We start from the raw sequence: 13,066 nt of genomic DNA on the forward strand, positions 1-13,066 counted from the left end.
GCCCTTTTTTACATAGGATTTTTTTCGCCGAGCCATTATACTATCCTTATCTTTCAGTTCACGTAAATTTACCCAAATGGAACATTATGGTTTATAATGGAATTATAGTGATAATAAATGAAAATTATCATATTTAGGGAGCGGAGAATGCAGATGATTTGGAAAAATGTTAGCGCTTACAGAAGTTCGGGCATTTTCAACAAAATGATACTGATTATTTCCTTTTTGCTTCTACTTTCCTTTTTATTCTCGTTGACCGTTTTGCAATATGTGTATCGTATCTATGACAAGCAAATTTATGAAAAGGCCTCTGAGGTACTGGGGATGTCCTCTATAAGCATCGAAAATGCCCTAAGAGAATTGGATCAGCTTTCTTTTACAGTGGTGTCTGATGAGCAAATCCAAGAATGCCTGCGCCAATTGCAGAATGATCCACAGCCTTATGAAAGACAAGTTCTACATAACAAGATCATAAACAGGCTGGTTGCTTTTGCAGGGGCAGAGAAATACGTTTATTCCATGATGCTGATGGATACGAGTGGCGGAGTAATGACTGCGGGCAATCGTGAAGGGGTATCCCAGGATCTGCAGGATCAGTTAAAGCCATTAGCTGCGGAAGCTAGCGGGAGTATAGTGTGGTATCCGCAAGGAAACAGAAATTCACTTTTGGCGGTTCGGCAGATTAAATCTTATACAGGGTCAACGTTTACGCTGGATGATCTGGGAACACTCGTGATCCGTATTCGGATCGATCTAATCATTGCGGATAGTACGAGCGATACCGACCAATTAATAGCTGTTGATGCCACGACGGGACAGGCGATCTATCCTGAAGCACCGATTCTTTTGCCAGAAGAGCTTAAAGAAGAGACAGAACGTCCGGAGCTATATCGCACGGCCAAATATCAAGAAGGTACTTATTTTATAACCAAGACGAAATCATCTTATATAGATTGGATCTACATCAATGCAACTCCATTTAATGAGATGTTCAAACATATTACTTTTGTCAAAAAGCTGGTCGTCATCATATTCGCACTAATCTTATTAATTGGTCTCCTTTTAGGCTACAGGCTTGCTCGTAGTATTGTACGTCCGATCTCTAAGCTGACCAAAAAAATGAAGCAAATCGAGAAGGGCGATCTGGACAATCTGGAGGAACAGTCATTAGGTGTGGTTTCACAGACTGCGCAGGACGAGGTTAGTCAGCTAAACCGGACTTTTAAAATGATGATCCGCAGGATCAGAGAGCTTATTGATGAGAACTATGCGAAGCAGCTGATTATTAGAGAGACCGAGCTGAAAGCATTACAGGCACAGATTAATCCGCATTTTTTGTACAATACACTGGAATCGATCAATTGGTTAGCCAAAATGAACAAACAAGCCAAAATCTCAGAAATGGTAGAAGCGCTCGGTTACTTGTTCCGCAGCTCTATTGGTCTCAAGGATCCGCTAATTACACTTGAAAAAGAGATCACTATCGTGCGAAATTATGTCATTATCCAGAAAACACGGTTTGATGAGAGGCTTGATTTCCGGATGGATGTACCTGAAAATCTGCATGATGCATTAATTCCGAAGCTGACCTTGCAGCCTTTAATCGAAAATGCTATTCGCTATGCGCTAGAGCCTAATATTGAGCCGTGCACCATTTCTATAACAGTTAGTGAAGAAGATCAGGGCCTCGATATCAAAGTCAGTGATAATGGACCGGGGATGAGCGCTGAATTTATCAAAGATTTACAGATGGGGAGAGTTAAGACACGTGGAGAAGGCATCGGCTTAGCTAACATCGCGGAGCGTATTCAAATCGTCTTCGGCCCTGAATGGGGCACAGTCATAGAAAGTGAGCCGGGTCAAGGAACAACTATACATGTGCGTATACCTTACTTAAAAGGAGTGCTAGAGAATGTATAAACTGCTGCTGGTGGATGATGAACGCTTGATTCTGGAAGGGATATCGCAGGTTGTGGACTGGGGACGAGCGGGAACAGAGCTTGTAGGCACGGCACGGAACGGGATTGAAGCTTTGGTGAAAATTGAGGAGCTTAACCCTGAAATTGTGATCACGGATATTTCTATGCCTGGTCTAGATGGCCTGGGACTGGTGCAAAAATGCAGTGAACGATTTCCAGACGTGAAATTCGTTATGCTGACTGGTTATAAGGATTTTGATTATGCTTGTATTGCTATGCAGAACGGGGTCAAACATTATCTTTTAAAGCCGTGCAATGAGAATCAGATCCATGAAGCACTGATTGAGCTGGTAGCGGAACTCGATGAGCAGAAGAGCAGAGGCGAATTCGTAAATCGTATGAAACAACGTCTTCAGAAGGTATTGCCCCATGTGAAAGAACAATTTTTGAAGGAATGGATCTCTAATAAAACTTATGGAAGTCAGGATCTAGAGTATTATCAGGAACTATTCGGCATTGAACTTAATGACAAAACGGTGCGCTTGCTCCTGTTCCGACTAGAAGGTTCTTACGAATATGAGCAATTGTTCGCTCTGCAAAATATTGCCCAGGACGTACTTCAGGAAACACTCCTGAGTGCGACGATAGGCGGTCATTTATTAATTTTACTGGAAGACGAAGGAAATACGGTGCAGAATAGCCCCCTGCTTAAACGTATCGCTGAAGTAAGAGAGGTATTCTGCAAGTTTTATAAAATGGATGTGACAATCGCGATTAGTGATGCTGACCTTATGATTCATTCCCGGAGATTGTATCGTCAGACCTTGCAGTGCCTGAACCATCGTTTTTATTTGGAGGCGGGCGGTTTGATTACCGGGAGTGATATCCCAAGTGATGAGCTAAGTGGAAGAAATGATATCGAGCTGGATGAAGAGCATATTTGTCTACTTATAAAAGCAGGCGATCAAAATACGGTTGAGCTGGAATTGGAACGATTATTCAACTTGCTCGCAGATGAGCGGTTAGATATTAACGTGACGCGTTCTTATGTTTTACAGTTATATTCCGCTATGATTCGTTTAGCAGTCCCTGATGAAAGAAATAGCTTCACATCGGGCTTGGCGGAGCTTGCCGAAATTAGAACCTTGGGAGGTTTAAAAGCATACGTCAAAGAGGCAGCGGTTCGCTTAACAGCGATGTATGACCGACATTTTAGTTCCCGGCAATCACTTATTGTAGACAAAATGATCAAAATTATCGCAGAGGATTACAAGAATGCAGAGCTGTCGCTTAGCTCGGTCGCTGCTGAAATGTTATATATGAATCCCGACTATCTAGGCAAAATATTCAAGAAAATTACCGGGGAGAAATTCTCGAATTACGTAACCAATTACCGGATTGCTAAAGCATCGGAGCATATTTTGAGAAGTGGGGATGTAAGAGTATTTGAGCTGGCTGAAATGTTCGGCTTCGGTGGAAATGCACAATATTTCAGTCAGGTATTTAAAAAAGTAACCGGCCAGACCCCTACAGATTTCATGAAACCCCCTCAAGCGAACTGATTATTGAACAAACAAGACGGTTTTTTGTATTCAATAATCACGGAATATTTGAGAAAATTTAACCAATGAAAGCGCTACCTAAAGGGATCAGAGCCTTTACACTATCATAGGAAAAGGGGACATGAAATTGAAAAAGAGATTCGCTTTACTAGCCGTACCATTATTGCTGTCGTCGATGTTAGCTGGTTGCGGTGGAGGTAACAACAATAACAATGCTGCCGCTACGGATTCCGCTACAAATACTCCTTCGGAAACGAAACCTGCGGCTACGACCTCAGCAGAACCAGTAACCCTGCGAATCGCATGGTGGGGTGGAGATACAAGACATTCTTATACACAACAAGTTATTGATATGTATGAAGCCAAATATCCGAATGTAACCATTGAGCCTGAATATGCATCCTTTGATGATTACTGGAAAAAGCTTGCTCCGCAAGCCGCTGCAAATAGGCTTCCTGATATCGTTCAAATGGATATTTCTTATATCAATCAATATGGATCTAACGGACAGCTCGAAGACTTGAAACCTTATTTGAACTCTCAGATTCAAGTCGGCGATGTGAATGAGAACGTGCTGAGTACTGGAGTGATCGGTGAGAAGCAATACGGAATTCCGTTAGGGGTTAACGTACTTGGTTTTCAATATGATCCAGAATTGCTGAAAAAGGCAGGTGTTGATTCTATCCCAGAGAACTGGACTTGGGATCAATACAAGGAAATCGCCGCAAAAGCTAAGTCGGCTGGACTGTACATGGATGGTTCCATGGCAGCAGACGTATTCTTCAACTATTATCTGCGTACAAAAGGGCTGGCACTCTATAACAATGATGGTTCCGCACTTGGTTATGAGGACGATGCATTGTTTACTGACTTTTTCGGAATGTTGTCTGGTCTGATTAAAGATGGAGCGGTCCCTTCACAAGACAAACTAAGCCAAAATAAAGGGGTTATTGAAGAGTCGGATATTGTTAAAGGGACAGGTATCGGTGTATGGCAATGGTCGAACCAATACGTTGCTTTGCAAATCGCTGTAAATCGTCCTATGGAGCTGGCACAAATGCCTGGTCCAGATATGGATAAAGGGCTTTACATGCAGCCAAGTATGTACTGGTCAATTACTTCTAACTCTAAAGTGAAGGAAGAAGCAGCGAAGTTCGTTGATTTCTGGATTAATGATGTGGAAGCTAACAACCTGATCAAAGGCGAACGCGGAGTACCGATTTCAAGCAAAATCAAAGAATCTGTAGCTACACAATTAACTGATTCCGGTAAGCAAGTATTTAAGTTTGTTGCTGATATGGAGCCTACTACTTCACCTATGAGTCCACCGGTAGGATCCCCAGAGGTTGTAGCCCTGCTTACAGACCTTGCTGAACAAATGAACTTCGGAAAAATCGACCCAGCAGCAGCAGCGGCACAGTTCCGAAAAGAAGCGAACTCTATTCTCTCCAGCCGTTAAACGTAGGGTAACAGATAACTATACTGCGTCTCACATGGGAAACGGCATGCCATTTCGCTAGGCGGCATCCCGTTTCCCATATTATTCACATAAAAAGGAGTTGGAGACCCTTGGCCTTAACGAATCCCCTACCTTCGAATCCATTGGCTGTTAAGAAAAATAAGTTGACCGGCCGGCGGTTACGAAGCAACCTTACAGGATATGCCTTCATCAGTCCGTTCGTCATTGGCTTCCTTTGCTTCACACTGATCCCAATGATCATTTCGCTGTATCTCTCTTTTACTAAATACAATTTATTCGCTCCACCTAAGTGGATTGGATTTGATAATTACATCAAAATGTTCTCAAATGACCCGAAATATTTGCATTCACTAAAGGTAACCCTGCTTTACGTATTTATCGGTGTGCCTTTACGTCTAACCTTCGCATTATTTGTGGCTATGATTCTAAATACGAAATCGCGTATGGTAGGAGCTTATCGGACAACTTATTATTTACCTTCTATTATAGGTGGCAGTGTGGCGGTCTCCATCATGTGGCGTAATATTTTTAGTGATACTGGAATTATTAACGGCATGCTTGGCTTTTTCGGGATTGGTCCGGTAAGTTGGTTTGGCAATCCGAACGCTGCGCTTATTATGTTGATAACTTTATCTGTGTGGCAGTTTGGCTCATCCATGTTAATCTTTCTGGCAGGTCTCAAAAATATTCCTGGTGAAATGTATGAGGCAGCTAGTGTAGATGGAGCCGGATTCTTCAGAAAGTTCTTTAAGATTACTATGCCACTCTTAAGTTCTGTAATTCTGTTTAACCTCGTTATGCAGACGATCAGCGCATTTATGACCTTTGTTCCTGCTTATATTATCTCTAAAGGTGAAGGCGGACCTATGGACGGCACTATGTTGTATTCTCTCTATTTATTCCGTCAGGCTTTTATGTTTAATAATATGGGTTATGCTTCGGCTATGGCTTGGGTGATGTTGTTGCTTGTCGGCATCATGACCGGAATCTTGTTCAAGACATCCAAATCGTGGGTCTTCTACGAGTCGGAAGGAGGAAAATAATCCATGGCGAAAATTAAACTGAAATGGCCGCTTTATCACATCCTTATAGGTGGCCTCGCTATCGTTATGCTGTATCCGATTCTGTGGATGATCATGAGTTCTTTTAAAGAGAGCCGGCTTGTGTTTGTTACAGCTCAACACCTTATACCTGATCCATGGGAATGGGGGAACTATGCTAAAGGCTGGGAAGGTATTGCAGGTTACTCTTTTGGTGTCTTCATCAAGAACTCTTTCGTAATTGTCATTGTCGCAACACTGGGCGCAGTCATTTCATCTTCACTGGTTGCCTTTGGTTTTGCCCGCAATAAATTTGTAGGCCATGGCTTATGGTTCGGAATCATGATGATGACCCTGATGCTTCCTTCCGATGTGGTGCTCGTCCCTCAATACATTATCTATGCCAAATTGGAATGGCTCGACAGTATCAAACCGATCGTTGTTCCACAGTTCTTCGGTGTCCCGTTTTTCATTTTCCTAATGCTGCAGTTTATTCGGACCATTCCTGTTGAACTTGATGAAGCGGCTACCATCGATGGTTGTGGGAAATTTGGACTTTATTTCAGAATTATACTTCCGCTTATCCGTCCTTCTATGGCTACTGCGGCAATCTTTTCCTTCTATTGGCGTTGGGAAGACTTGCTTGGACCGGTATTGTACTTGAACTCACCTTCTAAATATACAGTTTCGATGGGGCTGAAAATGTTCCTGGACAGTGAGTCCGTATCCAACTGGGGTCCAATGTTCGCCATGTCTGTTCTAAGTTTGGCACCAGTCATGATTATCTTCTTTATCTTCCAAAAGCAGATTGTAGAAGGAATCAGCACCAGTGGTTTGAAAGGTTGATTTCAGCAAATGAATATAAATGTTTTGAATCTCTAATTAAGAAAGGTGCGGCTGAATTTGGATAGCTATCGTTTTGATTTTGGGATTAAGGAAGCTGAGCCTGGCTACACCAAAATTCGGCCGGACACATCTTATTCTAAGGAAATAGGGTATGGTTTCACTTCTGATTCCACCGTCTTTGGTCGTTTCAGAGGGGGAACAGATATACTGCGAAGTGATTGCTGCATCCCACAGAAAGCAGTTTTTCTTCTGGATCTCCCGAATGGGATCTACCGTGTTACGCTGCTGTTGGGTGATGCTCTGGCAGAGACCAGCACATTTATCAAAGCTGGAGAAGGCAAGTTCGTATTGGACACTCTAAATGTGCCTGCGGGCCAATATTTACGCGAATCCTTTGCAATTAGAATTAAGGATGGGCAGCTAAAGCTATCGTTCTCGGGTGCGGCACCGCGTATTAACGCCTTGGATATTCAGATGGACAATGAAGCGCTAGTCTTGTTTCTGGCGGGAGATTCCACGGTGACCGATCAAGGGGAAGAAGGTTATCCCTATGCGGGGTGGGGTCAACTGCTGCCACGCTGCTTCAAAGCGGGAATAGTTGTTGATAACCGAGCACTTTCTGGACGCAGTTCCAAGAGTTTTATTGAGGAAGGGCATTTGGAGGGCATTGCCGCAGATATCAGACCCAGAGATTATCTGTTCATCCAGTTTGGACATAATGATTCCAAAACTGATGATTTAAGACATACCGAGCCCTTTACTACATATAAAGAACATTTGCTCCGGTTGATTACAGTCGCCCGAGAAGCGGGGGCCTATCCGGTTCTTGTGAGCTCTGTACATCGGCGAAGATTTGATAGTGAAGAAGCAATTGTAGACACGCATGGAGATTATTTAATCGCCATACGGGAACTCGCAGATACCGAGCAGGTTTCACTGATTGATTTAGCCGAGAAGAGCCGCAAGCTCTTTGAAGCTTATGGCTCAGAGGGCTCAAAAGATTTATTCATGTGGAGCTATCCAGGAGAATTTATTGCGCATCCAGGTGGCGTGCAGGATAATACACATTTTCAGATTTTAGGGGCTCGTCTTCTAGCTGAGCTTATAGTGGAAGGGATCCGGGAAGCCGGATTAAACGATCTCATCATTCATCTTCGTCAGGGAGAATAATAATCCTAAAGGAAAAGTAAATATCTGTCGGTTCAACTTCTGTATGCAAGGTTAAGGTTAAGGAAAGAACTTAACTGGAAGACTTGCATGATAAGAAGGAGGATATCACGATATGGCAGATAAAAAGCTTGTAGGTAAGGTTGCAGTTGTAACCGGAGGCGGCTCAGGAATTGGCCGGGCAACCGTGCTTGAGTTCGCACGTAACGGAGCCAAAGTTGTATTATTGGACAGAACTGTGGAGAACGCTGAAAAGGTTAGACAGCAAGTGGAGAAAGAGGGCGGAGAAGCCCTAGTTATCGAATGTGATGTTGCTGAACCACCACAAGTGGAAGCGGCGATAAACAAGGCGGCCGCGAAATGGGGTCGTCTTGATGTTGTTTTTGCCAACGCAGGGATTAATGGGGCGATGACGCCTATTGAAACGATGGATATTGAATCTTGGGATCAGACCATTCATATTAACCTGCGTGGAACCTTCGCGACTGTAAAATATGCGATACCGCATCTAAAAGAAAGCGGAGGCAGCATCCTGATCAACAGCTCCATTAACGGAAATCGTGTGTTTTCCAATGTTGGTTTTTCTGCTTACAGCACGACTAAGGCAGGACAGGTTGCTTTTATGAAAATGGCGGCACTGGAACTGGCTCAATTTCAAATCCGCGTAAATGCGATCTGTCCTGGGGCTATAAAGACCAATATAGATGACAACACTTTTCCATCAGAGGATCTGAAAGAAGTGAAAATCCCAGTAGAATTTCCTGAGGGAGATCAACCGCTGGAAGAAGGTCCGGGGCGACCTGATCAAGTAGCGAAGCTGGCTCTGTTTCTGGCGTCGGAAGATTCAGATCATATTACGGGGACGGAAATTTATTGTGACGGTGCAGAGTCGCTTCTGCATGGTTAATTTTCCAACATAATCTTGACCTCTCATAACGGATTCCATCCTCGTCGCTATGCCGGACCACACGGGTCGAAAGAGCATATGCGCTGAGGATGGTTATACCGTTTTTTGTTGTAAAATAAAGCTAATCATTATCTCCAATTTCCGTTATAATGGAGTATCTCTGGAGAAAGGAGATTGCGATATGGATTTTCAATTGGAATCATTAATGAAGTTACTAGTGGCCATGCTGTTCGGGCTGTTCATCGGGATTGACCGACAGATCAAGCAGAAACCGCTGGGGATACGGACCAGTATGGTCATAAGCATTGCGAGCTGTCTTGTCACAGTGGTGTCTATCCATGCCTTTGACAAGTTCGCAGGGCCAGAGCATCCAAACATGGACCCAATGAGGCTTGCGGCTCAGATTGTCAGCGGGATTGGTTTTTTGGGTGCGGGTGTTATTCTGCGTAGAGGCGGAGATGCCATTTCGGGCCTTACTTCGGCAGCACTCATCTGGACAGCTTCTGGAATTGGTATAGCTGTGGGTGCGGGATTCTATATTGAAGCAGCATATGCGGTTATTCTGCTGATGTTTGCTGTGAATTTAGTTCCTCATTTAATCCGCTCGCTAGGACCAGAAGTACTGAATAAACATGAAGTTTCAGTGAGGATCATTATGGAAGCTAATTTCGTGCTTACAGAAGTGATCCAAAAAATCGAGCGGCCTCAGGTCAGCTCGCAGCGTAGTACTAGAGGTCCATCCCGAGCGATTCGAAGAATGAAAATTAAAGATTTGGAAGATGGCAGACAAATGATCGATATGGTGATCTCAGCCCCGGATCGAGATTACGCAACAGAAATTTATTACGATGTGAAGAAAATTGAACATGTAATGAGCGTAGAAGTGGAGCAATTGTAAAAAGAGCATGTCACCTCATGACTAGATGTGGTAATCTATCAAGTGGAGACAATTATCAGACACTGGAAGGGAGAACAATATATTATGTCAATCACAGCGTATGAAGGACAATATGAAGGAGAAGCAGCTATCTGGTTGAAAGCCGGTCGTTATGAGGCAGCTATTCTGCCAGGCATTGGCGGCAACCTGATCTGTTTCCGTGATACCGAAAACGGATATCGCTTCCTGCATGAGCCTGGAGCTGAAGAAATGGAAGCCTTCAAGGCAAGTCCGGGGATTCACGGAATTCCTGTATTATTTCCTCCAAATCGTTATGAGGATGGTAAATTTCCATGGAATGGTCAAACTTATCAATTCCCCGTAAATGAAGTTGCAACGGGCAACCATTTACACGGATTTTTACATACTGCAGCTTGGGAAGTCGAAGAATTTGGCAGCGGTAAGACTGAAAGCTTCGTAACCGTATTCATCAAGGTGGATGAGAATCATCCTTCTTATCAATATTTGCCACATAAGTATACGATCAAATTGCGTTATACCCTCGGCGAAGGAGGATTATCTCAACAGGTGCTGGTACACAATGATGGAGATGACGTGATGCCTTGCTTGCTGGCATTCCACACTGCCATTAACGCACCATTCGCACCAGGAAGCTCGGCACAAGATTACCGCGTAAAAGCTACTATTGGCGAGCGCTGGGAGCTTAACGACCGCATGCTGCCAACAGGCAAATTCCAGGCGTTGGAGCCAGGAGAAGTTCAGCTTCGTGAAGAAGGTGTGAATCCATATTTTGCATCGATGGACAATCACTACACGGCTGTACCTCAGAACGGACGCAACCGGATGGAGCTTACCGATAGCAAAGCTGGAGTAACCTTGGTGTACGATGTAGGGACTTCGTACAAACAATGGATGATCTGGAATAACGGTGCTACAGAACAGTTCTTCTGCCCTGAGCCACAAATTAACTTGGTGAATGCGCCAATGGTAGACCTTCCTGCTGATGATATCGGCTTGTTCAGCCTGAAACCAGGCGAATATTGGGAAGAAAGCAGCCGCCTGTACGTAAAATAGAGTTCATGTGAATATGAATAGGTTATAAAGAAGGGGCTGTCTCAAACGTAGTTTTTCTACGATTAGACAGCCCCTTAAATTTATCTCTTACTAATAATCTCTTCATTAATCTGTTTAATGATGTCTTGGATACTCTTCGAACCAAGATCACCTTCACCACGTTTTCTTACAGAGACAGTGTCGGAATTTTTTTCGTTCTCCCCCAGTACGAGCATGTAAGGTGCTTTTTCAAGCTGAGCTTCACGAATTTTGTAGCCTAACTTCTCATTTCGAATATCTACTTCGACACGAATGCCAGCCTTCTCCATTTGATGCTTCACTTGCAGTGCATAGTCAACATAGTTCTCAGAGACTGGCAATAACTTCGCATGAACAGGTGCGAGCCACAGTGGGAAAGCCCCAGCGAAATGCTCAGTAATGATCCCCATAAAACGATCGATCGACCCATACACAGCGCGATGGATTACGACCGGGCGATGTTTAAGATTATCTTCCCCGATGTAAGTAAGATCGAATTTCTCTGGCATTTGCCAATCTAGTTGGATTGTTCCACATTGCCAGCTTCGTTTTAGCGCATCTAGGATATGGAAATCAATCTTAGGTCCATAGAACGCGCCATCCCCTTCATTCACACGATATTCGATCCCGAGATTGTCTAATACATTTTGTAAAGATTGTTCAGCCTGATCCCATAACTCTTCAGACCCCATATAATCTGCCGGCCGAGTAGATAATTCAATCTTATACTCAAAGCCGAACACTTGATAAATATGGTCAATCAGTGAGATTACCCGTCTTATTTCATCCTCGATTTGCTCTGGCAAAACGAAGAGGTGAGCATCATCCTGGCAGAAAGTGCGGACTCTCATCATCCCGTTAAGTGCTCCAGAATATTCATGGCGATGCACTTGACCGAATTCCGAGATACGGATAGGCAGTTCCCGGTAGGAATGCAGATTGTTTTTGAAAATTAGCATATGCCCAGGGCAGTTCATCGGCTTAAGGGCAAATTTTGTTTCATCTACATTTGTGAAATACATATTGTCCTTGTAGTGATCCCAGTGCCCCGACTGCTCCCAAAGCCGATTGTTCATCATCAGCGGTGTACGAACTTCATCGTAATCTCTCTGTCTTTGTAATTCCCGGGCAAAGTTCTCAAGCTCTGTACGGATTGTCATTCCCTTGGGAAGATAGAAGGGCATGCCTGGCGCTTCTTCAGAGAACATGAACAACTCAAGTTCTTTGCCGAGCTTACGGTGGTCACGTTTTTTAGCTTCTTCAAGAAACAGTAAATGTTCCTCTAACTGCGCTTTTTTAGGAAAGGCAGTTCCATAAATACGTTGCAGCATTTTGTTATTGGAATCTCCACGCCAGTAGGCACCCGCTACATTCAACAGCTTAAAGGCTTTGACCAAGCCAGTTGAGGGAAGATGTGGTCCACGGCAAAGATCGGAGAATTCACCTTGATCATAAATAGTTAATACTGTGTCTGCCGGCAGATCATGAATAAGCTCCAGCTTTAAAGGCTCATTCAACTCTTCAAAAAGTTTAATGGCCTCTGCGCGGCTCACCACACGGCGGACAATCTGGTGATTCTCTTGGATGATTTTCGCCATTTCTTGTTCGATTGCAGCAAGATCATCAGTGGATAGAGGTTTCTCAATATCAATGTCATAATAGAAGCCGTCTTCGATAACAGGACCTATGCCTAGCTGGACAGCTTTATCTCCATATATACGTTTTATGGCCTGCGCCATGATATGTGCAGTACTGTGTCTATAAACCTCAAGACCGTCTTTGCTATCCAACGTAACAATATCGAGCCGGCAATCATGTTCGATCGCTTGGTTTAGATCAACAGATTTTCCATCAATTTTTCCAGCTACAGCATTTTTTTTCAGACTGGTACTTATGGCACCTGCTGCTTCTTTAATCGTTGTTCCTTGCAGTACCTCTCTAATTGTTCCATCTTGCAGTGTTACCTTGATCTTCATGATTTTAGCCTCCGTTTCTCAAATATTGTTAGTTGTGAACGCAAAAAAACGCATCTCTCCCAGAAAGGGACGAGTGCGTTCAGCTCGTGGTTCCACCCTAATTCGACCTGTCACATGGACAGGACCTCATTGGTATCCGATATCGGGGATAAATCGGTGCCGCATACTACCGAAAAACA

General features: G+C 43.8%; 10 protein-coding genes. 9 read left to right on the forward strand and 1 reads right to left on the reverse strand.

The genetic code is table 11. The features are described 5' to 3' along the window. Nucleotides 1-153 precede the first annotated feature (153 nt). The 9 genes from PODO_RS12150 (at nt 154) to PODO_RS12190 (ending at nt 10,893) form a co-directional block, all read left to right on the forward strand. Nucleotides 154-1,920, forward strand: coding sequence for a sensor histidine kinase (locus tag PODO_RS12150; protein WP_038574396.1), 1,767 nt, complete (start codon nt 154-156; stop codon nt 1,918-1,920). After that, nucleotides 1,913-3,481, forward strand: coding sequence for a response regulator (locus PODO_RS12155; RefSeq protein WP_038570338.1), 1,569 nt, complete (start codon nt 1,913-1,915; stop codon nt 3,479-3,481). The genes PODO_RS12150 and PODO_RS12155 overlap by 8 nt, the downstream gene beginning before the upstream one ends. A 121-nt stretch (nt 3,482-3,602) precedes the next feature. Further along, nucleotides 3,603-4,940 (forward strand): extracellular solute-binding protein, encoded by a 1,338-nt coding sequence (locus PODO_RS12160; RefSeq protein ID WP_036686225.1) that lies wholly within the window; start codon nt 3,603-3,605, stop codon nt 4,938-4,940. A gap of 164 nt (nt 4,941-5,104) precedes the next feature. After that, nucleotides 5,105-6,004, forward strand: coding sequence for a carbohydrate ABC transporter permease (locus PODO_RS12165; protein WP_036686586.1), 900 nt, complete (start codon nt 5,105-5,107; stop codon nt 6,002-6,004). A gap of 3 nt (nt 6,005-6,007) precedes the next feature. Next, nucleotides 6,008-6,847, forward strand: a complete 840-nt coding sequence (locus PODO_RS12170; RefSeq protein WP_038570347.1) for a carbohydrate ABC transporter permease — start codon at nt 6,008-6,010, stop codon at nt 6,845-6,847. A 57-nt stretch (nt 6,848-6,904) separates the two neighbouring features. Further along, nucleotides 6,905-8,017 carry a rhamnogalacturonan acetylesterase gene (locus PODO_RS12175; RefSeq protein WP_038570350.1) on the forward strand — a complete coding sequence of 371 codons (1,113 nt, stop codon included), beginning with the start codon at nt 6,905-6,907 and terminating at the stop codon, nt 8,015-8,017. A 112-nt stretch (nt 8,018-8,129) separates the two neighbouring features. Next, nucleotides 8,130-8,921, forward strand: a complete 792-nt coding sequence (locus tag PODO_RS12180) for an SDR family oxidoreductase (protein WP_036686230.1) — start codon at nt 8,130-8,132, stop codon at nt 8,919-8,921. Between the two features lie 181 nt (nt 8,922-9,102). Further along, nucleotides 9,103-9,819, forward strand: coding sequence for an MgtC/SapB family protein (locus tag PODO_RS12185; protein WP_036686231.1), 717 nt, complete (start codon nt 9,103-9,105; stop codon nt 9,817-9,819). 84 nt (nt 9,820-9,903) lie between these two features. Continuing rightward, complete coding sequence (locus tag PODO_RS12190) at nt 9,904-10,893, forward strand: aldose 1-epimerase (protein WP_036686233.1); 990 nt, start codon at nt 9,904-9,906, stop codon at nt 10,891-10,893. A gap of 80 nt (nt 10,894-10,973) precedes the next feature. Here PODO_RS12190 and thrS read toward each other — a convergent pair whose 3' ends face one another. Then, entirely contained in the window at nt 10,974-12,887 is a 1,914-nt protein-coding gene (gene thrS, locus PODO_RS12195; RefSeq protein ID WP_038570353.1) for a threonine--tRNA ligase, read from the reverse strand. Nucleotides 12,888-13,066 lie beyond the last annotated feature (179 nt).

Source organism: Paenibacillus odorifer (assembly GCF_000758725.1).
Classification (GTDB): domain Bacteria; phylum Bacillota; class Bacilli; order Paenibacillales; family Paenibacillaceae; genus Paenibacillus_AQ; species Paenibacillus_AQ odorifer.

Excerpts from the sequence above, each read along its gene's own strand:
- PODO_RS12150 (WP_038574396.1), top strand. The coding sequence starts at position 154 with ATGATTTGGAAAAATGTTAGCGCTTACAGAAGTTCGGGCATTTTCAAC.
- PODO_RS12155 (WP_038570338.1), top strand. The coding sequence starts at position 1,913 with ATGTATAAACTGCTGCTGGTGGATGATGAACGCTTGATTCTGGAAGGG.
- PODO_RS12160 (WP_036686225.1), top strand. The coding sequence starts at position 3,603 with ATGAAATTGAAAAAGAGATTCGCTTTACTAGCCGTACCATTATTGCTG.
- PODO_RS12170 (WP_038570347.1), top strand. The coding sequence starts at position 6,008 with ATGGCGAAAATTAAACTGAAATGGCCGCTTTATCACATCCTTATAGGT.
- PODO_RS12180 (WP_036686230.1), top strand. The coding sequence starts at position 8,130 with ATGGCAGATAAAAAGCTTGTAGGTAAGGTTGCAGTTGTAACCGGAGGC.
- PODO_RS12185 (WP_036686231.1), top strand. The coding sequence starts at position 9,103 with ATGGATTTTCAATTGGAATCATTAATGAAGTTACTAGTGGCCATGCTG.
- PODO_RS12190 (WP_036686233.1), top strand. The coding sequence starts at position 9,904 with ATGTCAATCACAGCGTATGAAGGACAATATGAAGGAGAAGCAGCTATC.
- thrS (WP_038570353.1), bottom strand. The coding sequence starts at position 12,887 with ATGAAGATCAAGGTAACACTGCAAGATGGAACAATTAGAGAGGTACTG.